17 protein-coding genes are annotated in these 22221 nt (G+C 66.9%); 9 read left to right on the forward strand and 8 right to left on the reverse strand.

The features are described 5' to 3' along the window. The first annotated feature begins 17 nt into the window (after nucleotides 1-17). The 5 genes from BG61_RS23470 to BG61_RS23490 all read left to right on the forward strand — a co-directional run bounded on the left by BG61_RS23470 (nucleotide 18) and on the right by BG61_RS23490 (nucleotide 6981). Nucleotides 18-1160, forward strand: coding sequence for a GNAT family N-acetyltransferase (locus BG61_RS23470; protein WP_035931096.1), 1143 nt, complete (start codon nucleotides 18-20; stop codon nucleotides 1158-1160). Nucleotides 1161-1250: 90 nt separating this feature from the next. After that, on the forward strand, nucleotides 1251-2936 hold the full coding sequence (locus BG61_RS23475; RefSeq protein WP_035931098.1) for an NAD+ synthase: 1686 nt from the start codon (nucleotides 1251-1253) through the stop codon (nucleotides 2934-2936). A gap of 76 nt (nucleotides 2937-3012) precedes the next feature. Next, the gene (gene glnK / locus BG61_RS23480) at nucleotides 3013-3351 is read left to right on the forward strand and encodes a P-II family nitrogen regulator (protein WP_035931099.1); all 339 of its coding nucleotides are present in this window, start codon (nucleotides 3013-3015) and stop codon (nucleotides 3349-3351) included. A 246-nt stretch (nucleotides 3352-3597) separates the two neighbouring features. After that, nucleotides 3598-5358: a cation:proton antiporter gene (locus BG61_RS23485; protein ID WP_035931101.1), complete on the forward strand. Its 1761-nt coding sequence runs from the start codon at nucleotides 3598-3600 to the stop codon at nucleotides 5356-5358. Nucleotides 5359-5478: 120 nt separating this feature from the next. Continuing rightward, on the forward strand, nucleotides 5479-6981 hold the full coding sequence (locus BG61_RS23490; protein WP_051672747.1) for a gamma-glutamyl-gamma-aminobutyrate hydrolase family protein: 1503 nt from the start codon (nucleotides 5479-5481) through the stop codon (nucleotides 6979-6981). 142 nt (nucleotides 6982-7123) lie between these two features. Here BG61_RS23490 and BG61_RS23495 read toward each other — a convergent pair whose 3' ends face one another. The 3 genes from BG61_RS23495 to BG61_RS23505 all read right to left on the reverse strand — a co-directional run bounded on the left by BG61_RS23495 (nucleotide 7124) and on the right by BG61_RS23505 (nucleotide 10074). Then, nucleotides 7124-7852: a DUF2968 domain-containing protein gene (locus tag BG61_RS23495; RefSeq protein ID WP_051672753.1), complete on the reverse strand. Its 729-nt coding sequence runs from the start codon at nucleotides 7850-7852 to the stop codon at nucleotides 7124-7126. 104 nt (nucleotides 7853-7956) lie between these two features. Next, entirely contained in the window at nucleotides 7957-9219 is a 1263-nt protein-coding gene (locus BG61_RS23500; protein WP_035931104.1) for a hypothetical protein, read from the reverse strand. Nucleotides 9220-9525: 306 nt separating this feature from the next. Beyond that, on the reverse strand, nucleotides 9526-10074 hold the full coding sequence (locus tag BG61_RS23505; protein WP_035931105.1) for a GNAT family N-acetyltransferase: 549 nt from the start codon (nucleotides 10072-10074) through the stop codon (nucleotides 9526-9528). Nucleotides 10075-10288: 214 nt separating this feature from the next. Between BG61_RS23505 and tcuC the strand changes: the two genes are divergently transcribed. Further along, on the forward strand, nucleotides 10289-11578 hold the full coding sequence (gene tcuC, locus BG61_RS23510; protein WP_035931107.1) for an MFS transporter: 1290 nt from the start codon (nucleotides 10289-10291) through the stop codon (nucleotides 11576-11578). A gap of 78 nt (nucleotides 11579-11656) precedes the next feature. Here the strand turns inward: tcuC and BG61_RS23515 are convergent, their stop codons facing one another. Beyond that, complete coding sequence (locus BG61_RS23515) at nucleotides 11657-13507, reverse strand: tetratricopeptide repeat protein (RefSeq protein WP_051672748.1); 1851 nt, start codon at nucleotides 13505-13507, stop codon at nucleotides 11657-11659. Between the two features lie 124 nt (nucleotides 13508-13631). On the opposite strand from BG61_RS23515, the gene BG61_RS23520 reads away from it, so the two are divergent. The 3 genes from BG61_RS23520 (at nucleotide 13632) to BG61_RS23530 (ending at nucleotide 16749) form a co-directional block, all read left to right on the forward strand. Then, on the forward strand, nucleotides 13632-13961 hold the full coding sequence (locus tag BG61_RS23520; RefSeq protein WP_035931111.1) for an ArsR/SmtB family transcription factor: 330 nt from the start codon (nucleotides 13632-13634) through the stop codon (nucleotides 13959-13961). Continuing rightward, the gene (locus BG61_RS23525; protein WP_051672749.1) at nucleotides 13962-14948 is read left to right on the forward strand and encodes a cation diffusion facilitator family transporter; all 987 of its coding nucleotides are present in this window, start codon (nucleotides 13962-13964) and stop codon (nucleotides 14946-14948) included. It begins immediately after the preceding gene. Nucleotides 14949-15039: 91 nt separating this feature from the next. Beyond that, complete coding sequence (locus BG61_RS23530; protein WP_051672750.1) at nucleotides 15040-16749, forward strand: FAD-dependent monooxygenase; 1710 nt, start codon at nucleotides 15040-15042, stop codon at nucleotides 16747-16749. 114 nt (nucleotides 16750-16863) lie between these two features. Here BG61_RS23530 and BG61_RS23535 read toward each other — a convergent pair whose 3' ends face one another. The 4 genes from BG61_RS23535 to BG61_RS23550 form a co-directional block, all read right to left on the reverse strand. Continuing rightward, nucleotides 16864-17109, reverse strand: a complete 246-nt coding sequence (locus BG61_RS23535; RefSeq protein ID WP_035931113.1) for a formate dehydrogenase subunit delta — start codon at nucleotides 17107-17109, stop codon at nucleotides 16864-16866. Nucleotides 17110-17111: 2 nt separating this feature from the next. Then, nucleotides 17112-20048, reverse strand: a complete 2937-nt coding sequence (gene fdhF / locus BG61_RS23540) for a formate dehydrogenase subunit alpha (protein ID WP_035931114.1) — start codon at nucleotides 20046-20048, stop codon at nucleotides 17112-17114. Nucleotides 20049-20123: 75 nt separating this feature from the next. Then, nucleotides 20124-21680, reverse strand: a complete 1557-nt coding sequence (locus BG61_RS23545; protein WP_035931116.1) for a formate dehydrogenase beta subunit — start codon at nucleotides 21678-21680, stop codon at nucleotides 20124-20126. After that, entirely contained in the window at nucleotides 21677-22180 is a 504-nt protein-coding gene (locus BG61_RS23550) for an NAD(P)H-dependent oxidoreductase subunit E (protein ID WP_035931117.1), read from the reverse strand. Before BG61_RS23550 ends, BG61_RS23545 begins: the two co-directional genes overlap by 4 nt. Nucleotides 22181-22221 lie beyond the last annotated feature (41 nt).

A 22221-nucleotide genomic window follows, 5' to 3' on the forward strand; every position in this document is an offset into this window, starting at 1 on the left:
ATCAGCGAGGATGTCTCTTGAATCGCGATGTCGAAATACATGTGGCCGATACGCTCGAAGGCGTCACGGTGCACGACTGGAACCGGCTCGCCGGCGACAATCCGTTCGTGCGCCACGCGTTCCTGTCGGCGTTGCAGGACACGCGCTGCGCGGTGGCGCGCACCGGCTGGCGCGCGCATCACCTGCTGCTCAAGCGCGGCGGCCAGCTTGCCGGCGTGATGCCGCTCTACCTCAAGTCGCACTCGCGCGGCGAGTACGTGTTCGATCACGCGTGGGCCGACGCCTTCGAGCGCCACGGCATTCGCTATTACCCGAAGGCAGTGTCGGCGGTGCCGTTTTCGCCGGTCACGGGCCCGCGCCTGATCGCGCCGGATCACGCGGACCGCGTGATGCTCGCGCGTGGTGCAATCGAGCTGACCAAGCGCCTCGAACTGTCGTCGCTGCACGTGCTCTTTCCGCTCGAGCAGGACCTCGAGGCGCTGACCGACGCCGGCTACATGCTGCGCGAAGGCGTCCAGTTCCACTGGGAAAACCTGCCGGACGGCGGCTACGAGAGCTTCGCGGCGTTCCTCGCGACGATGAGCCACGACAAGCGCAAGAAGGTGAAGCAGGACCGCCGCCACGTGGCCGAGGCGGGCGTCACCTACACGTGGCTGCGCGGCGCGGAGATCGACGGCGAAGCGCTCGACTTCTTCTACTCCTGCTACGAGAACACGTACCGCGAGCACTGGAACCCGCCGTACCTGTCGCGCGAGTTCTTCGGGCAGATCCACGCGGCGGCGCCCGAAAGCATGCTGCTCGTGATCGCCGAAGCAGACGGGAAGCGGCTCGCGTGCGCGCTCAACATGATCGGCGGCGACGTGATGTACGGCCGCTACTGGGGCACGCGCGAATTCGTGTCGGGGCTGCACTTCGAGACGTGCTACATGCAGGGCATCGAGTACTGCATCGAGCACCGGCTCGCGCGTTTCGAGGGCGGCGCGCAGGGCGTTCACAAAATGTCGCGCGGCCTCCTGCCGACGCCGACCTGGTCCGCGCACTGGATCGCCGACCGGCGTTTCGCGCACGCGATCAGCGAATTCCTCGACGCGGAAACGGCCGCGATGGACCAGCACATCGGAGAACTGGAGGCGCACACGCCGTTCAGGAAGAAGTCGTAGCAGGCGCGCAAGACGTAAAGCGCGCGCAAGGCCGCGTGCGATAATCGTTTGCCTTCGAGCCCCGTTTTGGCGCATCACTCATTTGCCGACATGAAAACCCGAATTGCACTAGCCCAGATCAACGTCACGGTCGGCGACTTCGCCGGCAACGCCGCGAAAATCGTCGAGGCCGCGCGCGAGGCGCATCGCGAAGGCGCCAAGCTTCTGATCGCGCCGGAACTCGCGCTTTCGGGCTATCCGCCGGAAGATCTGCTGCTGAGGCCCGCGTTCTACCGCGCGAGCGCCGAGGCGCTCGCGACGCTCGCCGCGCAACTGAAGGCGTTCGCGGGGCTGAGCGTGATCGTCGGGCATCCGCATCGCGACTATCCCGAGAGCGCCGGCAGCAACGCGCCGATCCAGCGCGGCCTGCCGCCGACCGATACGTTCAACGCCGCGTCGCTGATCGTGGACGGGGACATCGTCGGCACCTATCTGAAGCAGGATTTGCCGAACACCGAGGTCTTCGACGAGAAGCGCTACTTCGCGTCCGACCCGAAGCCGTTCGTGTTCGATCTCGACGGCGTGCGCTACGGCGTCGTGATCTGCGAGGACGCGTGGCACGCGTCGGCGGCGCAGCTCGCGAAGGCGGCGGGCGCGCAGGTGCTGCTGATTCCGAACGGCTCGCCGTTTCATCTCAACAAGGAGTCGGTGCGCTTTGACATCCTGCGCGCGCGGATTCGCGAGACGGGCATGCCGATGGTCTACGTGAACCTCGTCGGCGCGCAGGACGAGCTGATCTTCGACGGCGGCTCGTTCGTGCTCGACGCGAACGGCGAGCTCGTCACGAAGATGGCGCAGTTCGACGAAGGCATCGGCTACGTCGAGTTCGACGGCACCACGCCGGTGCACGCGGGCATCGCGCCGGAACTGCCGCTGGAAGGGCAGGTGTACCGGGCGCTCGTCGTCGGCGTGCGCGACTACATCGGCAAGAACGGCTTTCCGGGCGCGATCATCGGCCTGTCGGGCGGCGTGGATTCGGCGCTGGTGCTCGCGGTCGCGTGCGATGCGCTCGGGGCCGAGCGCGTGCGCGCGGTGATGATGCCCTCGCGCTACACGGCCGGCATCTCGACCACCGACGCCCGCGACATGGCGCAGCGCGTGGGCGTCAAATACGACGAAATCGCGATCGCGCCGATGTTCGAAGCGTTTCGCGGCGCGCTCGCGGAGGAATTCAAGGACCGCCCGGAAGACGCCACCGAGGAAAACATTCAGGCGCGCATCCGGGGCACGCTCTTGATGGCGCTGTCGAACAAGTTCGGCTCGCTCGTGCTCACGACCGGCAACAAGAGCGAGATGGCGGTCGGCTACTGCACGCTCTACGGCGACATGGCGGGCGGCTTCGCGGTGATCAAGGACATCGCGAAGACGCTCGTCTACAAGGTCTGCCACTACCGCAACCAGACCGACGCATATGGCCGCCGCGACGTGATTCCGGAGCGCATCCTGACGCGCGCGCCCTCGGCGGAACTGCGCGAGAACCAGACCGACCAGGACAGCCTGCCGCCCTACGAGGTGCTCGACGCGATCATGCGCATGTACATGGAAGAGGACCGCTCGCTCGCGGAGATCGTCGCGGCAGGCTACTCCGCCGACGACGTGAAGCGCGTCACGCGGCTCATCAAGATCAACGAATACAAGCGCCGCCAGGCGCCGATCGGCATTCGCGTGACGCATCGCGCGTTCGGCCGCGACTGGCGCTATCCGATCACTTCGCGCTTTACCGAACCGCTGGCGTGAGCAAAGGCGACTAGAATCGAAAGCATTCTGTCCAGAGTTCCGACCATCCGAACGACCACCCGAAACGAGGCACGCCATGAAACGTATCACCGCAATCATCAAACCATTCAAGCTCGATGAAGTCCGCGAAGCGCTCGCCGAAGTCGGCCTGACGGGTCTGACGGTCACGGAAGTAAAGGGCTTCGGCCGCCAGAAGGGCCACACGGAGCTGTATCGCGGCGCGGAGTACGTCGTCGACTTCCTGCCGAAAGTGAAGATCGAAGTCGTGGTCGCGAACGACCAGACCGACCAGGTCATCGACGCGATCGTCGGCGCCGCCCGCACGGGCAAGATCGGCGACGGCAAGATTTTCGTCGCCGACGTCGAGCGCGTGATCCGCATCCGCACCGGCGAGGAAAACGAAGCGGCCGTCTGATGGTCTGAGCGTGCCCGCGCCGGGCTGATTTCGCCTCGAGTCCGGCCACTTTCTGCATTTCCCGCGTCGTATCCGGCGCGTGCACCATTGCGGCGCGCGCCGGGACCGCAATGACCGCGGCGGCCGCTCGCGCGGCGGCGACGTCTCCCGTCTTCGCTTCCCCACAACGTTTTTGAGATCCGCACGTCGACAAAAGTCGATGCGGTAACATCGTCTTCTTCGTTTACTTTTTGTAAGGATGTGCAGATGCACCACGCGATCGGCTTCATTCAGGATCTGGCGGTGATCATGGCGATCGCGGGCGTCGTGACGGTGCTGTTTCATCGACTCAGGCAGCCGGTCGTGCTCGGCTACATCGTGGCGGGCGTGATCATCGGGCCGTACACGCCGCCGTTCCAGCTGATTCACGACGAAGCCACGATCCAGACGCTCGGCGAGCTGGGCGTGGTGTTCCTGATGTTCTCGCTCGGGCTCGAATTCAGTCTGCGCAAGCTTTTCAAGGTGGGCGCGACGGCGTTCGTCGCGGCGCTGTCGGAAATCGTGCTGATGATCTGGATCGGCTACGAGATCGGCCGCTGGTTCGGCTGGAACCCGATGGATTCGCTGTTTCTCGGCGCGATGCTCGCCATTTCGTCGACGACGATCATCGTCAAGGCGCTCTCCGAACTCGGCATGAAGGGCGAGGGCTTCGCGCAGCTGATTTTCGGCATATTGATCGTGGAGGACATCCTCGCGATCGCGATGCTCGTGCTGCTTTCCGGCATCGCCCAGACGGGCTCCGTGAGCGCGGGCGTCGCGCTCGTCACGCTCGGGCAGCTGATGCTCTTCATGACGGTGTCGCTCGTCGTCGGCATCCTGATCGTGCCGCGCGCGCTCGATTACGTGGCGCGGGCGAAAAGCGACGAGATGCTGCTCGTCACCGTGCTCGGCTTCTGCTTCGGCTTTTGCCTGCTCGTCGTGAAGCTCGACTACAGCATCGCGCTCGGCGCCTTCCTGATCGGCGCGATCATGGCCGAGTCGCGCAGCCTGCGCCGCATCGAGCACGTGATCGCTCCGGTGCGCGACATGTTCTCCGCGATTTTCTTCGTGACGATTGGCCTCCTGCTCGACCCCACGGTGCTCGTCCAGTATGCGTGGCCGATCGCCGTCATCACGTTCGCGGTGGTGGCGGGCAAGATCGTGTCGTGCGGGCTCGGGACGTTTCTCGCGGGCAAGGACGGACGCACGTCGATGCGCGTTGGCATGAGCGTCGCGCAAATCGGCGAGTTCTCGTTCATCATCGCGTCGCTCGGGCTTTCGCTGAAAGTGACGAGCAGCTTTCTCTATCCGATCGCGGTGGCGGTCTCCGCGCTGACCACGCTCTTCACGCCGTACCTGATCCGCGCCGCCGACCCGATCACGATGCGCATCGCGCGCTCGATGCCCGCGCCCGTCGCGAATACGTTCGGGCTCTATTCGCAGTGGCTCGCGAGCCTCGTGCCGGAATCGGGCGGACCCACGATCTTCAGCATGACACGGCGCATCGTCCTGCAGATCGCGGTGAATCTCGCGCTCGTCGCCGCGATCTTCCTCGGCGCGTCGTACTCGGCGCCGTATGCGACGGAATACCTGTCGCGGTGGCTTCAGACCGACAACGCCCAGCGCGTCGTGCTGTGGAGCGCCGCGCTCCTGATCTCGATGCCGTTTCTCGTCGCGGTGTATCGCAAGCTCGGCTCGCTCGCGCTGCTGCTCGCGGAACTCAGCGTGCAGCCGGCGAAGGCCGGGCGCTTCACGAGCGCGATCCGCTCGACGATCTCCGGCCTGATTCCGATCGTCGCGATGTTCGGCGTGTTCCTGCTGGTCGCGGCGCTGTCGGGGGGCATACTGCCGCCTTTCGGCCTCATGATCGCGGTGCTGGTCTGCGCGGCGTTGCTGCTCACGGTGCTGTGGCGCTGGTGCGTGAAGATCCATGCGTCGATGCAGATCGCCCTGCGCGAAACCTTCGAGGAGCCGCACGATCCTTCCTGATGCACGCGAGGGCATGTTCCGGCAATAATGTGAGCAATTGTTTGATGGTTTGCCGCGTCCGGACCAGAGGCGGATAATCAATTTCTGTCCATTCTCAAAGCGCCAAGCGCCTGAATCGGAATGAGCGATAACAAGACGCCCCACGCCGGCACGACCGGCATCGAATCCACCGCCGACGCCGTTGCCACCGCGTCCGGCTCATCATCCGCCCGGTCTTCCGGCGCGTCCGCCGGCGGGGCGGGGGGCACGACGGCTCCGAGCGGGTCGTCCCCGGCGGCAACATCCAAAGCGAGTGCGGCCGCGCCCGGCGCCGATGCGAGCGCCGCCGAGCGGGCCTCGACCGACGCCCCCGCGAGCGCATCGAACGTAGAACCGGCCGACAAGGCGAAGGCCCGGCGTGACGACGCGGCAGAGGCGCGCGCGTCGGCGGCGAGCGCGACGGCCGCGCAGGAAGCGGACGCGCGGGCGAGCGGCGCGGCATCGGCCGGCGCGAAGGCGAGCCTTGCGCAGAAGGTCGAGTCGGCGACGCAGGCCGAGGCCGCAGAATCGCGACGGGTGGCCGAGGCACGTGAAGCCAGTGAAGCCGCCGAGGCGACCGAGTCCGTCGAGACCACCGAGGCCCGCGCCGGCAAGCTGCCGCCGCCCGCCGTGGGCCTGCCGCCCGACTTCACGTCGACACCCGATATCACCGCGTCCAATCCGCCGCCGATTCCGCCCCAAGCACCGGGTGGCAGCCAGCCGCCGCCCGCGTATCTGCGCCGCACGGATTCCGCGTGGTCGGTGTTCGGGCGCGTGATCGCGGCGCGCGCTCGGCAGATCTTCGATCGCGCGGGTCAGCGCATCACGCAGCGCACGTTGCGCATCGGCGTCTCGGCGCGGATCTTTCACCCGGAGCCGGGCGCGAAGGGCCTGCGCGGCAAGACGCTGCAGTATCTCGAAGAATCGATTGCGCACTGGGTGATGTCGCGCGACGTGCTCGTCTTCATGATCCCGACGGTCGGCCATCAGGGCATGCTGCACCCGAGCAACATCCGTTTGCGCGACTACGCGAAGCATCTCGACGGTCTGCTGCTGCAAGGCGGCGCCGACGTGTCGCCGCAGTCCTACGAGGAAGCGGCGACGCGTCCCGAATGGCCCGGCGACCGCGTGCGCGACATGTACGAGCTCGAACTGCTGCACGAGTTCATCGAATCGGGGAAGCCCGTGCTCGGTGTGTGCCGCGGCTGCCAGCTGATCAACGTCGCGTTCGGCGGAACGCTCTACCAGGACATCGCCACCGACGTCCCGACGGCCGGCGTGCACGTGAACGAGCAATACGACCAGCATCGTCACTCGATCCGCTTTCCCGAGGGCTCGACGCTCGTCAACATGTTCCCGGGGCATCGCGACGCGCTCGTCAACTCGATCCACCATCAGGCGGTGAGGACGCTCGGCCGCGATCTGAATATCGAGGCGGTGTCGGCGTCGGACGGCATCATCGAGGCGGTGCGGTATCGGCGCGCGCCGTTCGTGATGGGCGTGCAATGGCATCCGGAGTTTCACCGCGCGGGCGGCGACGAACTGCTCGATTGCACGCCGCTGCTCGATACTTTCTTGCGCGTCGCGCGGGAAACGCGCTTCTGAGTTTGCTTTCAGCCGCCCGTGCGACGGTGTCGCAAGGGTTTCGTTTTCGTGGATGTCGTGGATGTAAAAAAGCCGTTCCGGTCTGATCCGGAACGGCTTTTTTGCTTGTATCGAACTGCGCGGTTCAATGCGATCGTGCGCGTCAGCGCGACGGCGGTCCCGGCGGCAGACCTGCTTCGGTCTGGGACTGGAGTTGCTGCACCTGCTGCTGCAATGCGCGCAGCTTCTGCTCGGCGGCCAGCTTCTCGTTTTGCAGCGCTGCCGATTCGGCCTGCGTCTGCTGCTGGCGCTGCGATACCTGGCTCTCCTGCGCCCGTGCAATGGCGAGATCGGCGGAGAGACGCCTTGCCCGATCATCCGACACCGCGATCACGCGTTCGAGAAGCGCCTTCTGCGCCTGCAGTTGCGTGCGGCGGATTTCGCCTTCGGCGAGGTTGTAGCTCTTGCGCGCGAACTGCGCATACACCGTGTCGGCGCGGTTCTCGTCCTGTGTCTTCACGACGCGCCAGAAGCGCTTTTCCTGAAACAACGCGACGTAGTACACCATTTCGCGCGGGAAAAAGAACAGCGTCGCGCCATAGCTGCCGTTGTACGTCACGCGCAACTCGACGAGCTGGCCCGACTGCACCATCTGCTTCAGCTCGGCGACGTTGCCCTGCGCCTGAGCCGCCGATCCGTCCTCGGATTCGTCGGCGTCGACGGTGAGTGCCTGAGGCTGGCTTCCCGGCGCGGATTTCGTCGCGGCTGCGGACTCGCCTGCCGAAAGCGGCAGGCTGAGCAGCTCCAGCGCGTGCGCGGGGGGCGCAAGCGAGCCACAAACGGCAAAGGCGACGGCGAGCATCGTGTGTCGGAGCGAGGTGGAAGACGTCATGGCGGTACGCCGCAGTGGTTGAACGGACTGGTCGGAATGGACGCGCGTGCCGGCGCTCGATTCGCGATCGCGGCACGCGGGGAGGGGTTGCATCGGTTGAGGGATCACTTCGTGAAGTCCGCGGGGGCGTCGGTGATGCGCTGCTTCGACAGGCGCACGTTCCCGTTCGCGGTGTCGGCCGAGTCGGCGCGACCGTGCGCTGCGGGTTGCGTGCGTGAGCTGTTGTCGTCGAGGGTCGGCGAGTGCTGAAGCAGGCTGTACATCTCCGCGACGCTCATCTGCCGGTCGGCCGCGCGCTGATTCGGCGGAGCGTCGTACTGGCGCGGGGTCGGTCTGGCCGCGCTGCGATAGGACGGCTCGGCACCGGCGATGCGCGAATCGGCGGAGAGGGCGCGGCTGGTGGCGCGCGTCGCGGCTGCCGCGCTCGATTCCGATTGCAGACCGAATTGCAGCCCCGATTGCAGCCCCGATTGCAGCCCCGATTGCGCACCCGACTTCGGTTTTTCGTTGCGCCTGCCGGGAACGGTCTGGCCGATGCCGGCCTGACGCGCCTCGCGTGCAGCTTTTTTCGCCGCACTCTTCGACGCCCGCGACGCGGCCGGGTAGACCTCGTCGGCAGCGGAGGCCGCCGATCTTGATTTCGCCTTGCCCGCCAGCGTTGCCGCGGGCTTCGCTCGCGCGGCCGTTTCCGCGTGGCCGGTCGCGACCGTCTTCGGCACGGCCGGACGGTCGGGCAAGCCGACGCTTCCCGTGATGGCCTTGTTCTGCTGGGCCGGACGCGTGATCTTTGCGATGGCCGATTCAGCCTGGGCTTCCATCGTGACGACGCTCGCCACTGCCGGCTTTGCCGCCGTGGCCGACGGGCTCACCTGCGCGATACGGGGCTGCGCGAATTCGTCGCGTGACTGATGTTCGGGCGCATGTCCCTGACCGAACATCAGCCACGCGATGAACGCCGCGCATGCAAGCGCGATGGCGCCGCCTGCGATCAACCTGCGGCCGCCGGGCTTCGCCGGCTGGGCGGGGCGGCGCGCGGCGCGTGCCGTGGACGGCTCGAAAGCGGGCGGTGCCGGTTCGGCAGTGGCCGGAAAATGGGCGGCTTGCGGCTCGCGCGTGTCGAGCTGCGTGCGCGTGAACTTGCCCCACAGATTCGCTGGCGTGTAGGGAAACGGGTCCTCGCGAAACGCCACCGTGCTGACATAGCGCGTGAAGAGCCTCGCGGCGTAGAACGGAATCTCGTATTCCGACAATGCGGGCCGCGCGCACGACGGCAACCAGTCGCGACCGAAGGTGACGCTCTGGTTTCCGAGCGGATTCAGGGAGGGCAGGAGCAGATCGCCTTGCACAACGATCATGGGTGCGTTCATTGGGTCTTCTCTATTCCGAATGCGTGCGTCGGGGGCTGCCCGGCGGCCGGCCGGCGCGGCCGCGTGAAAGTCATTCGGCGACCCGCGAGACGGTGGGGCCGGAAGCACGGCACCCGGACCGGCGACAAAATCAACCGGCAATCATACGGAGCCCACAGCGCAAGAACGATCAGAACCCTCTGAAGTTTGGCGTCGACGTAATGCGCCGGTTGACTTGCACGAGATTTCGGCGTGCAAGGACATTAGTGATCCGCACGATGACGTGCGGCGGCGTGCGGTGGCATGAGGCGGCGTGCGCTGCCGGTGTCAGTCGAGGGCGAGCGTGTAGCGCAATGCGATCAGGTCGATGCCGCCCATGTGATCGTCTTCGCGGCCCGCGAGCTGCCAGCCGCGCGATTCGTAGAACCCGATCGCGGCCCGATTCGCTTCGAGTACATATAGATGCAGCTGGCGCGCGCCGCGCTCGCGTGCCCATGCCTTCGCCGCGCGGAGCATCGCGCTGCCCGCGCCGGCGCCCTTGTAGCCCGGCAGCGCGTGCAGGTTGTCGACCAGCACGCTGCCGCTGTCGTCGGGATTCGCGACGCAGACGAAGCCGATCGGCGTCTCGCCCGCTTCCGCGATCAGAACCTCGCCTGCGCCCGCTTCGATTTCCGTCATCCGGTGCGCCCAGTGTGCCGCGCGCTCGGCGGGAAGCTCGTGATCGAGAAACGCGTCGGGAAGAATGCCGCGATACGCCGTCACCCAGCTTTGCACGTGCATTTGAGCGACGAGCGGCGCGTCGGCAAGCGTCGCAGGGCGCAGGCGCAGGTCTTCCGAAAGCTTTCTGGCGATTTTAGTATGCTGAGAGATAGGCATATGTAAGCTGATGTTAATGTGAATTTGCGCGAAATTACGCGATGTTAGGGATGGGCGGGGTGCCGCTTCCCGCGTTAATATTGGGCGTGCCCGCACGAGCGGAAGAAAGCGGGCAAACCCTTATTCCGACAGCGGCTGCCGGAACGGCCGGAATGTCGTGAATGCGCCGGCCGGCGTTGCATGAGCGCCGCCGCTGGTTTTATCGAGAGAATCAATGTCCCACCCCATCCCCGCCAACGAATCCAAGTTCAAGACCGTGTTCCGCGTCGTGAGCGGCAACTTTCTTGAAATGTACGACTTCATGGTCTACGGCTACTACGCCTCGGCGATCGCCAAGACCTACTTTCCGAGCGGCAACGAGTTCGCGTCGCTGATGCTCGCGCTCTCCGTATTCGGCGCGGGCTTCCTGATGCGGCCGGTCGGCGCGATCGTGCTCGGCGCCTATATCGACCATCACGGCCGGCGCAAGGGCCTGATCCTCACGCTCACGCTGATGGCGATCGGCACCGCCTGCGTCGCGCTCGTGCCGGGGTATGCCATGATCGGTGCGCTCGCGCCGATCATCGTGCTTGGCGGGCGGCTGCTGCAGGGCTTCTCGGCGGGCGTCGAACTGGGCGGCGTGTCGGTGTACCTGTCGGAGATTGCGACCAGGGGCAACAAGGGATTCTATTGCTCCTGGCAATCCGGCAGCCAGCAGGTCGCGGTGGTGTTCGCCGCGCTGATCGGCGTGATCATGAACCGCGTGCTGCCGCCGGAGCAGATGGCGTCGTGGGGCTGGCGCGTGCCGTTCCTGATCGGCTGCCTGATCGTGCCGTTCCTCGTCATCATCCGCCGGTCGCTGCGCGAAACGGACGAGTTCCTCGCGCGCAAGCATCGGCCGGGCATGGGCGAGATCGCGAAGTCGATCGCGCAGAACTGGGGCATCGTGATTGCCGGCATGGGCATGGTGATCATGACGACCGTGTCGTTCTACATGATCACCGCCTACACGCCGACGTTCGGCAAGGAAGTGCTGAAACTCTCGTCGATCGACACGCTCGTCGTGACGGTGTGCATCGGCTTGTCGAATCTCGTGTGGCTGCCGGTGATGGGCGCGGTGTCCGATCGCGTCGGCCGCCGTCCCGTGCTGCTCGTCTTCACGATCCTCACGATCCTGACGTCGTATCCGGCGGTGCAGTGGCTGGTCGCCGACCCGTCGTTCACGCGGCTGCTCGAGGCCGAATTGTGGCTCTCGTTCCTGTACGGCAGCTATAACGGCGCGATGGTGGTGGCGCTCACGGAGGTGATGCCGGTCGAAGTGCGCACGACGGGTTTCTCGATGGCCTACAGCCTGGCGACGACCATCGGCGGCTTTACGCCCGCGATCTCGACCTACCTGATCCACGCGACCGGCAACAAGGCCGCGCCCGGACTGTGGATGGGACTTGCCGCGATCTGCGGCCTCATCGCGACGCTCGTGCTGTACCGTTCGCCCGCGGCGCGCAATCAGTACAAGGCCGCGTGATCCGCATGAATTGCGCGATGGGGGCGCCTCGCGCGCCCGCCTGAACGAAAAACCCCTCGTCGCGGCGAGGGGTTTTTTTCAGCCGCCGCGCACGTCCGCGGCCACTCTTTCGACGACGTCCGCCCAGCCTCCCGGCTCGGCCTGGCGAAAGAGCCGCGTCTTCGGATACCACGTGCTCGACAGCGCATCGATGCCCCATCGCCAGTCGGCGGCGAACGGCAGCATCAGCCAGAGCGGCTTGCCGAGCGCGCCGGCCAGATGCGCCACCGACGTATCCACCGACACCACGCCATCCAGCCGGTCGACGATCGCGCCGGTATCGGCGAAATTCTCGAGGCGCCCGTCGAGGCGATGAATCGCCTTCGCGCACGGGTGCGCGTCGAGCGCGGCGCGTTCGACGGCGGCGAGAACGGGCTGGAGCACGATCCAGTCGATCCCTTCCAGCGCGAACAGCGGATCGAGCATGGCAAGCGGGAGCGAGCGTGTCTCGCCGGGCTGCAGGCGCCCCGACCACGTGATGCCGATCTTGCGCTTTGCCTGCCCGCCGATCGAACCGCGCCATTTGCGGCGGTACGCGGCGGGCACGACGAGATAGGGCGTGCGGGCGGGAATCGATTCGAGCGTCGTCATCCCGAGCGCGAGCGGCAGGCTCATCAGCGGGCAGAACGCGTCGGCGCGCGCGGGGGCGTCGGCGGCGCTCTTCAGCTCGATGCGTGCCGCCTGCGCCGCGGGCTCGAGAAGCGGGAGGAGCGCAGGCTGCACTTCCAGCACGAGCCGGCCGGCGAGCTTCGCGGCGAACGGCGCGAAACGCATGAACTGCAGCGTGTCGCCGAAACCCTGCTCGGCGCGCACGAGCAGCGTGCGGCCCGGCATCGGCTCGCCGTTCCAGCGCGGCAGCGGCGGCGCTTTTGCGCTTCCGGGCGTCTTGAGGCGCCATTCGTAGGCGGCGAGGCCGCGCGCGTAATCGCCGAGCGCAAGCAGGGCGAGCGAGCGGTTCAGCTGCGCAGCCGGCTCGTCCGGACCGAGGCGCAGCGCCTGGTCGAACGCCCGCACGGCCGCCGGATGATTGCCGAGCGCGAGATGCGCGTTGCCGAGACCCAGCCACGCGACCGCGTATTTCGGATCGAGTCCGACGGCGCGCTCGAACTGCGGCAGCGCCTCCGCCTGCCGGCCGAGCGTGGCGAGCGCGTGCCCGAGCCCGAAATGCGCGGGCGCGAAGCGCGGCTGCAGGCGGATCGTCGTTTCGAGCGGCGCGACGGCGTCGGCGGGCCGGCCTGATGCATCGAGCAGATTGCCCAGGTTGAAGTGCGCGGCGACGTAGTTCGGCTCGGCCTCGATGGCGGCGCGAAACTGCCTGATCGCGCCATCCGGGTCGCCGAGCGCGTTGAGCGCCATGCCGAGGTTGTTGAGCGCGCCGGCATGTCGTGGACGAATGGCGAGCGCCCGCCTGAACGCACGGGCGGCGTCTTCGAAACGGCGCAGCGCCGACAGCGCGTTGCCGAAGTTGTTCCACGTCGGCGCGTCGTTGGGCTGAAGGCGCAGTGCCTTTTCGAAGGCGTCGGCGGCGTCCTCGTGACGGCCCGCCGCCGTGTACGCGTTGCCGAGGTTGTATTGCGCGAGCGGAAACCCCGGCTGCAGCGTGAGCGCGTTGCGAAAGCGTTCGATCGCGTCGTCGAGACGGCCGAGCGCCTTCAGCGCATTGCCCAGGTTGAGCTGCAGGCCGGCGTCGGTCGGGCGCAGGTCCACCGCGCGGCGCACGAGCTCGGCCGCTTCCGCGTGCTGGCCTTGCTGATGGCGCAGCACGCCGAGCAGATGCAGCGCGTCGACGTGGCGAGGTTCGGCGGCAAGCGCGGCTTCGTAGGCGCGCTCCGCTTCGGTCAGGCGGCCGTCACGATGGGCCGCGAAACCGCGGGCGAATACAGTGTTCATGACGGGAAAGTAATGCAAACCCCGCATTTTCCCACACACTCGACCCCGTCCGTAGACGATTGACATTTTGCCTTCGTCGCACCTAACATATGAACACGTATTCAAGTGTTTGTCAGATTGGCACGTGGCCTCGACTTTCCCTCCCTCCGACGATCGCGTCGTCCCGCTCGCCGACCTGTTCCGCCTGCTCGGCGACCCGACGCGGCTGCGCATCGTGCTCGCGTGTGCCGACGAAAAGCGGGCGGTGGGCGCGATTGCGGAGTCGCTGGGATTGTCGGCGTCGCTCGTGAGCCACCACTTGCGGCTCTTGCGGGCGGCGCGGATCGTGCGCGCCGAGCGGCAGGGCAAGCAGGTGTTCTACCTCGCCGCGGACCGGCACATCAGCGGCATGCTGGCGGAAATGCTCGAGCACGTCGCCGAGCCGCAGACCGACTTCAGACCGGACAACGAGTAAATGACAACGCATCCGCACGGTCATGACCATGACCACGAGCATGACCATGGGCACGGCCATAGCCATGATCACGGCCATGGCGGCCATCACCACCACCAGGCGCCGCGGGCGGGGCAGGGACGCACGTTCGCGCTCGCGGTCGGGCTGAACCTGGTGATCGTCGCCGTGCAGGCGGTATACGGCTTTCTTGCCCACTCGACGGCGCTCCTCGCCGACGCCGGCCACAATCTGTCCGACGTTCTCGGCCTTCTGCTCGCGTGGGGCGCGGTCTGGCTCGGCACCCGCCAGCCGTCGTCGCGCTATACGTTCGGCCTTGGCAGCTCGTCGATACTCGCGTCGCTCGCCAACGCCGCGCTGCTGCTCTTCGCGTGCGGCGCGATCGTGCTCGAGGCGATCCAGCGTCTTCTGAACCCGGCGCCCGTCGCGGGCTTCGACGTGTTCGTCGTCGCGACGCTCGGGCTCGTGGTGAACGGCTTCAGCGCGTGGCTCTTCATGCGCGGCAGCAAGGAAGACCTGAACGTTCGCGGCGCGTTCCTGCACATGGCGGCCGACGCCGCGATCTCCGCCGCGGTCGCGGTGAGCGGGCTCGCGATCCTCTACACCGGCTGGAGCTGGATCGACCCGGTGATGAGCCTCATCGTGGTGTCGGTGATCGTCTACGGCACGTGGGGGCTCGGGCGCGACGCAATGCGGCTCGCGATGGCCGCGGTGCCGTCGACGGTGGACATGCCGCGCATCGAGCGCTACCTGTCGGATCTGCCGGGCGTCGACGATGTCCACGATCTGCACGTGTGGGCGCTTTCGACCACCGAGAACGCGATGACCGTGCATCTCGTGATGCGGCAGGGCCATCCCGGCGACACGTTCGTCGACGGCGTCGTGAAGACGCTGCGCGACGACTACGCGATGCACCACGCGACGCTCCAGGTCGAGCTCGGCACGACCGAGCACCGTTGTGCGCTGCACGCGCGGCCGCACGGCCGCTGAGGCCGGGCGAAGCCTTGTCGCGGCTCGCCGAAAGCCGAAATTCAGGATGAGCGCGGTACACTAGACGGCGTGACGTTGCAGGGAGGAGTGCATGTTCGCCCCAAAGCTGAATCCGCACGACAAACTGGATGTGGCGCCTGTCCTGATCGTCGGCGCGGGTCCGACGGGCCTCGCCGCCGCGATGAGCCTCGCCCGCGCGCACATTCCGGTGCGCCTCATCGACAAGGCGCACGAGCCCTCACCGTATTCCCGTGCGATCGGTCTCCAGGCGCGCACGCTCGAGCTCTTCGAGCAGCATCGCATCGTCGCGCCGTTTCTCGAACTCGGCCATCGCGCGCGCGTCGCCAACCTGTATTCGAACGGCCAGCGGCTCGCCCGGCTCGACTTCGATCCCCTCCAGACGCGCTATCCGTATCTGCTGTTCCTCGACCAGTCCGAAACCGAGCGGCTCCTGACCGAGCATCTGAAAACGTTCAGCGTGCGCATCGAGCGCGGCGTCGAACTGCACGACTTCTCGCAGGGCGCGGCGGGCGTGCAGGCGTCGCTGCGGCATCCGAACGGACGCGAGGAAACGCTGCGGCCGTCGTACATGATCGCCGCCGACGGCGCGCACAGCCTCGTGCGGCACCGGCTCGACATCGGCTTTGCCGGCAAGACCTACGAGCAGACGTTCCTGCTCGCCGACGTGCAGGCCGACTCCGACTGGCCCGACGACGAGTTCCACATCTTCGCGTCGGGCGAGGGCCTCGCCGCGCTCTTTCCGATGGGCGGGGGCCGCGCGCGCCTGATCGCCGACCTCCCGACCCCGCCCGCCGCCGGCGCGCGCCCGACCCTCGAGGAATGCCGCGCCCTCGTCGAGCGGCGCGTGCATCATCGCGTGAAGCTCTCGAATCTCGGCTGGTCGTCGCATTTCCAGCTGAACAGCCGCATGGTGGACCGGCTGCGCGTGGACCGCATTTTCCTCGCCGGCGACGCCGCGCACGTGCACAGCCCCGCCGGCGCGCAGGGCATGAACACGGGCATACAGGAAGCGCTGAACCTCGGCTGGAAGATCGCGCGCATGCTCGCGGGCGGCGCGTCTGAGCGCCTGCTCGACACCTATCACATCGAGCGGCACCCGATCGAGCGCGACGTGCTGCGGCAAAGCAACATGCTCACGCAGATGGCGGGCGCGGAACACGGCCCGATGAAGCTGATGCGCGACCACGTGATGCCCGCGCTCGCCGCGATCGGGCCGCTGCGCGACGCGATGCGGCGCACCGTGAGCGAGCTGTCGATCCAGTACCGGCGCAGTCCGCTCACGCTCGAGCGGCTGCTCGACGGCGGCCCGCGGGCGGGCGAGCGCGCGCCGGATGCGCGGGTGCACGTGGTGGACGGCCCGCTCGGGCGCGCGCCGGGCGTGTGCTGCCTCTACGACCTGCACGACCCGGCCTGGTTCTCGCTGTTCCTGCTCGTCACGCCGACCGGAGAAGACGACATCGCGCTCGCGCCGGCGACCATTTCGATCGCGCATGCGATGCGGGACAACGACCTCGGCAGCCTCGGGGACGCGCTCGAACGGATCCTGCCCAACGCGGTGCGCGTCTGGCGCATAACGGACACGCACGGCGAGGGTGCGCGATCGCTGACGGACAACTACGGGCGCACGCGTCCCTCGTTCTATCTGGTGCGCCCGGACGGCTACATCGCCGCGCGCGGGCGGGCGCCGTCGGACGTGAACGGCCTGCTGCGCCACTGCGAAATGTGGTTCGGCGCGAGTGCGGCCTCCGAGTCGCCCGAGCGCGAATACAAGGAAGACTAGGGCGCCTCGCCCGTTCTCGAGTGGCGCTTGCCGCAGCAAAAGACATGAACGCCGGACAAAACAATACCGCCCTGAATCGGGCGGTATTGTTTCGTGCTCGGTACCCGCGCTGGCTCAGGCGGTTGCCGCGGCCGGTGTCAGATCCTTCCGGTGCGTCTCGAGCGCCTCGCGCACGATCGCGTGCATCGCGGCGCTCGCCTCGGGATTGTCGAGCGAGTTGAGGATCGCGAGCCGCATGCGCGGTTCCCAGAACTTGCGGATGTGATCCGCGACGCTGTCCGCCGCTTCGTGCTGATCCGGCAGCGAGTCGAAGAACTCGCCGATCCGGTTCGCCATGTCGATCAGGTTGTCTACGTCCATGTCTATTTCCCCGAAGTGACGAGCGCGCTCGCGTCCGTGCGCAGTTCGAGCAGTTCGAGCTGCTGCGTGTTGAAGAGCGAGTAGTCCTTCTGCCATTGCGACGGCTGCTCGACCGGCATCACCTGAACCGCCGTCACCTTGTATTCCGGACAGTTCGTCGCCCAGTCGGAGGAGTCGGTCGTGATCACGTTCGCGCCCGATTCGGGGAAGTGGAACGTGGTGTAGACGACCCCCGGCTGCATCCGCTCCGTGATCTTCGCGCGCAGCACGGTCTGCCCCGCGCGCGATTCGATGCCGACCCAGTCGCCCGTCTTGATGCCGCGATCCTCGGCGTCCTGCGGGTGGATCTCGAGGCGGTCCTCGTCGTGCCAGCGCGAGTTCTCGGTACGCCGCGTCTGCGCGCCCACGTTGTACTGCGAGAGGATACGGCCCGTGGTGAGCAGCAGCGGGTACTTGCGCGTGACCTTTTCCGGCGTCGCGACGAACTTGGTGATGACGAAGCGCCCCTTGCCGCGCACGAATTCATCGATGTGCATGGTCGGCGTGCCTTCCGGCGCCTGCTCGTTGCAGGGCCACTGGATGCTGCCGAGTTCGTCGATCCTGTCGAACGACACGCCATGGAACGTCGGCGTGAGGCGCGCGATCTCGTCCATGATCTGCGACGGATGCGTGTAGCTCATCTCGTAGCCGAGCGCGCGGGCGAGCTTGATCGTCACTTCCCAGTCCGCGAAGCCGGCGAGCGGCGGCATGACGCGGCGCACGCGCGAGATGCGGCGCTCCGCGTTGGTGAACGTGCCGTCCTTTTCGAGGAACGTCGAGCCCGGCAGCAGCACGTGTGCGTACTTCGCCGTTTCGTTCAGGAAGATGTCCTGCACGACGATGCACTCCATCGCGGAGAGCGCGCCCGTCACGTGGTGCGTGTTCGGGTCGGACTGGACGATGTCCTCGCCCTGGCAATAGAGGCCCATGAACGTGCCGTGCGTCGCCGCATCGAACATGTTCGGAATGCGCAGGCCCGGCTCCGATTGCAGCTTGACGTTCCACGCTTCCTCGAAGAGGGCGCGCGTGGCGGCGTCGCTGATGTGGCGGTAGCCCGGCAGTTCGTGCGGGAACGAGCCCATGTCGCACGAGCCCTGCACGTTGTTCTGGCCGCGCAGCGGATTCACGCCGACGCCTTCGCGCCCGACGTTGCCCGTTGCCATCGCGAGGTTCGCGATGCCCATCACCATCGTCGAGCCTTGCGCGTGTTCCGTGACGCCGAGGCCGTAGAAGATCGCCGAGTTGCCCGGACGCGCGTAGATGCGAGCGGCTTCGCGCACCAGTTGCGCGGGCACGCCCGTGACCGCTTCCATCGCTTCAGGCGAGTTTTCCGCGAGCGAGACGAAGTCGCGCCATTGACCGAAAGCGCGCGGCTCGCAGCGCTCGGCGACGAACTGCTCGTTGACGAGGCCTTCGGTCACGATCACGTGCGCGATCGCATTGATCATCGCGACGTTGGTGCCGGGGCGCAGCGCGAGGTGATGCGAGGCCTTTACGTGCGGGCCGTCGACGATGTCGATGCGGCGCGGATCGATCACGATCAGCTGCGCGCCTTCGCGGATGCGGCGCTTCATGCGCGAGGCGAAGACCGGGTGGCCGTCGGTCGGATTCGCACCGATCACGACGATCACGTCCGCCTTTTCAACGGATGCGAACGTCTGGGTGCCCGCCGATTCTCCGAGCGTCGTCTTCAGGCCGTAGCCGGTCGGCGAATGGCACACGCGGGCGCAGGTGTCGACGTTGTTGTTGCCGAACGCGGCGCGCACGAGCTTCTGCACGAGGTACGTTTCCTCGTTCGTGCAGCGCGACGACGTGATCCCGCCGATCGAATCGCGGCCGTACTTGTCCTGGATGCGGCGGAATTCGCTCGCCGCGTAGGTGATGGCTTCATCCCACGAGACTTCGCGCCACGGATCGGTGATCTTCGCGCGGATCATCGGCTTCGTGATGCGGTCCTTGTGCGTGGCGTAGCCCCAGGCGAAGCGGCCCTTCACGCACGCGTGGCCTTCGTTCGCCTGGCCGTTCTTGTTCGGCACCATGCGCACGACTTCGCTGCCCTTCATTTCCGCCTTGAGCGAGCAGCCGACGCCGCAGTACGCGCACGTCGTCACGACCGAGTGCTCGGGCTGGCCGAGCATGATGACGGTCTTTTCCTGCAGCGTGGCGGTCGGGCACGCGGCGACGCACGCGCCGCACGACACGCATTCCGACTCCATGAACGGCACGCTTTCGCTCGCGGCGACGCGCGATTCGAAGCCGCGGCCGGTGATCGTCAGCGCGAAGGTGCCCTGCGTTTCCTCGCAGGCGCGCACGCAGCGGTTGCAGACAATGCACTTCGATGCGTCGTAGGTGAAGTACGGGTTCGACTCGTCCTTCTTGTCCTTCAGGTGGTTCGCGCCTTCGTAGCCATAGCGCACTTCGCGCAGGCCGACGACGCCCGCCATGTCCTGCAGCTCGCAGTCGCCGTTGGCGGGGCAGGTCAGGCAGTCGAGCGGGTGATCGGAGATGTAGAGCTCCATCACGTTCTTGCGCAGCGACTGCAGCTTGTCGCTTTGCGTGCGCACCTTCATGCCCGCTTCGACCGGCGTCGTGCACGAGGCCGGATAGCCGCGCTTGCCCTCGATCTCGACGAGGCACAGACGGCACGAGCCCCACGGCTCGAGCGAATCCGTCGCGCAGAGCTTGGGCACGTTCACGCCGGCTTCGATCGCCGCGCGCATCACGGAGGTGCCCGCGGGCACGGTGACCGATTCGCCGTCGATTTCGAGCGTCACGTCGATATCGGCGTGGCGCAGCGGCGTGCCGTAGTCGGTGTCGTCGAAGGGATCGCGCCGCTGCACCGACGCAGCACTCTTGCAGGCGCAGTTTCCGGAGCCGCAGCCGTTATTCGTGTTGGACATATTTATCTCCTGTCGACCAGAGTTGGCGCTTCAGCGCCTTCCCTCTGGTCCCATGCAAAAGGTTTGCCGGCTTGCTCAAGCCGCTTTCTGCGACGGCGCTTTCGAAAGGCCGAAGTCCTCAGGGAAATGCTCGAGCGCGGACAGCACCGGATAGGGCGTCATGCCGCCCATCGCGCACAGCGACCCGGACACCATCGTGTCGCACAGATCGCGCAGCAGCGTGATCTGCTTCGGCGACGTGTCGCCCGCGCGGATCTTCTCGATCACCTCCACGCCGCGCGTCGAGCCGATCCGGCACGGCGTGCACTTGCCGCACGATTCGAGCGCGCAGAAATGCATCGCGTACTGGGCGAGATCGGCGAGGTTCGAGGTGTCGTCGTGGATCACGAGGCCGCCGTGGCCGACCACCGCGCCCACGGCCGCATAGGCTTCGTAGTCGAGCGGAATGTCCCACTGGCTCTCCGGCAGATACGTGCCGAGCGGGCCCCCCACCTGCACCGCGCGCGCCGGCCGGCCGCTTGCCGTACCGCCGCCGTATTCATAGATCAGTTCGCGGAGCGTCACGCCGAACGCCAGTTCGACGAGTCCGCCGTGCTTCACGTTGCCCGCGAGCTGGAACGGCAGCGTGCCGCGCGAGCGGCCCATGCCGAAGTCGCGGTAGAACGCGGCGCCCTTCGCGAAGATGATCGGCACCGTCGCGAGCGTGATGACGTTGTTGATGACGGTCGGTTTGCCGAAGAGGCCGACGAGCGCCGGCACCGGCGGCTTCGCGCGCACGATGCCGCGCTTGCCCTCGAGCGATTCGAGCAGCGCCGTTTCCTCGCCGCAGACATACGCTCCCGCGCCCTTCGCCACTTCCAGCTCGAACGCATGCGCGCTGCCGAGCACGCTCGCGCCGAGCCAGCCCGCTTCGCGCGCGCGGTCGATCGCGCGGTTGAGCGTCGTGATCGAATGCGGATACTCGCTGCGCACGTAGATATAGCCCTTCGTCGCGCCGGTCACGATGCCCGCGATGATCATTCCTTCGATCAGCACGTACGGGTCGCTTTCCATGACGAGGCGGTCGGAGAACGTGCCGGAGTCGCCTTCGTCCGCGTTGCAGACGATGTACTTCTGGTCGGCGAGCGCGCCGCGCACCGTGCGCCACTTGATGCCGGCCGGGAAGGCGGCGCCGCCGCGCCCGCGCAGGCCCGATTCGATCAGCGCTTCGCAGGCGGCGTCGCCGTTCGTTTCCAGCGCGCGGCGCAATCCTTCGATGCCGCCGTTCGCGACGTAGTCGTCGGTCGAAAGCGGGTCGGTGATGCCGATGCGCGCGAACGTCAGCCGTTGCTGCTTCTTGAGATAGGGAAGTTCGTCGACCACGCCGACGTTCTTCTCGTGCGCGCCGCCGCTCAACAGTCCGGCGTCGAAGAGCGCGCCGATCTCGTCGGCGTCGACATTCGAATAGCCGATGCGGCCTTCGGCCGTTTCGACTTCGACGAGCGGTTCGAGCCACAAGAGGCCGCGCGAGCCATTGCGGACCAGTTGTACGTCGGCGCCGCGCTTTGCCGCCTCGGCGGCGATGGCGGAAGCGACTTCGTCGGCGCCGAGTGCGAGCGCCGCCGAATCGCAGGGAACGTAGATGCGTGTCATGCCGTTTCCTCCGAGTTCGCTTTGGCGCCAGCCTTCTCGCAGGCCGCCGCGTACAGCCGCTCGAATTTCTGCGGCGTGACCTTCGCGTACAACTCGCCGTTGATCATCATCGACGGCGACAGCGCGCACTGCCCGAGGCAATACACGGATTCGAGTTCGGTCTCGGTCTGATGGCCGTTGTCGAACTGGCAGCCGGTGTGCGCCTCGATGTGCTGCGCGAGCGCTTCGGTGCCCATGCTGCGGCACGCTTCCGCGCGGCACAGCTGCACCGTCACGCGTGCGGGCGGCTCCGAGCGGAAGTGGTGGTAATAGGTGATCACGCCGTGCACTTCGGCGCGCGACAGCGACAGCGCCTCGGCAAGCGGGGCGACGACCGCGGGCGGCACATAGCCGACGTCATCCTGAATGGCGTGCAGGATGGCCATCAGCGATGCGCCTGGGGTGACGTGACGGCGCACCAGTTCCTGGGGTGCCGGGGCTACGAGCTGCGTTTGTGTCATGGGGCTCCTCCAACGCTCGGTATATGTTTATCGTGTGCATA

This window comes from Caballeronia glathei (genome assembly GCF_000698595.1).
GTDB classification, from domain to species: Bacteria; Pseudomonadota; Gammaproteobacteria; order Burkholderiales; family Burkholderiaceae; genus Caballeronia; species Caballeronia glathei.

Coding starts and splice junctions, on each gene's coding strand:
- BG61_RS23475 (WP_035931098.1), top strand. CDS start 1,251: ATGAAAACCCGAATTGCACTAGCCCAGATCAACGTCACGGTCGGCGAC.
- BG61_RS23545 (WP_035931116.1), bottom strand. CDS start 21,680: ATGACACGCATCTACGTTCCCTGCGATTCGGCGGCGCTCGCACTCGGC.
- BG61_RS23490 (WP_051672747.1), top strand. CDS start 5,479: ATGAGCGATAACAAGACGCCCCACGCCGGCACGACCGGCATCGAATCC.
- BG61_RS23495 (WP_051672753.1), bottom strand. CDS start 7,852: ATGACGTCTTCCACCTCGCTCCGACACACGATGCTCGCCGTCGCCTTT.
- BG61_RS23505 (WP_035931105.1), bottom strand. CDS start 10,074: ATGCCTATCTCTCAGCATACTAAAATCGCCAGAAAGCTTTCGGAAGAC.
- fdhF (WP_035931114.1), bottom strand. CDS start 20,048: ATGTCCAACACGAATAACGGCTGCGGCTCCGGAAACTGCGCCTGCAAG.
- BG61_RS23535 (WP_035931113.1), bottom strand. CDS start 17,109: ATGGACGTAGACAACCTGATCGACATGGCGAACCGGATCGGCGAGTTC.
- BG61_RS23530 (WP_051672750.1), top strand. CDS start 15,040: ATGTTCGCCCCAAAGCTGAATCCGCACGACAAACTGGATGTGGCGCCT.
- glnK (WP_035931099.1), top strand. CDS start 3,013: ATGAAACGTATCACCGCAATCATCAAACCATTCAAGCTCGATGAAGTC.
- BG61_RS23500 (WP_035931104.1), bottom strand. CDS start 9,219: ATGAACGCACCCATGATCGTTGTGCAAGGCGATCTGCTCCTGCCCTCC.
- BG61_RS23525 (WP_051672749.1), top strand. CDS start 13,962: ATGACAACGCATCCGCACGGTCATGACCATGACCACGAGCATGACCAT.
- BG61_RS23515 (WP_051672748.1), bottom strand. CDS start 13,507: ATGAACACTGTATTCGCCCGCGGTTTCGCGGCCCATCGTGACGGCCGC.
- tcuC (WP_035931107.1), top strand. CDS start 10,289: ATGTCCCACCCCATCCCCGCCAACGAATCCAAGTTCAAGACCGTGTTC.
- BG61_RS23550 (WP_035931117.1), bottom strand. CDS start 22,180: ATGACACAAACGCAGCTCGTAGCCCCGGCACCCCAGGAACTGGTGCGC.
- BG61_RS23485 (WP_035931101.1), top strand. CDS start 3,598: ATGCACCACGCGATCGGCTTCATTCAGGATCTGGCGGTGATCATGGCG.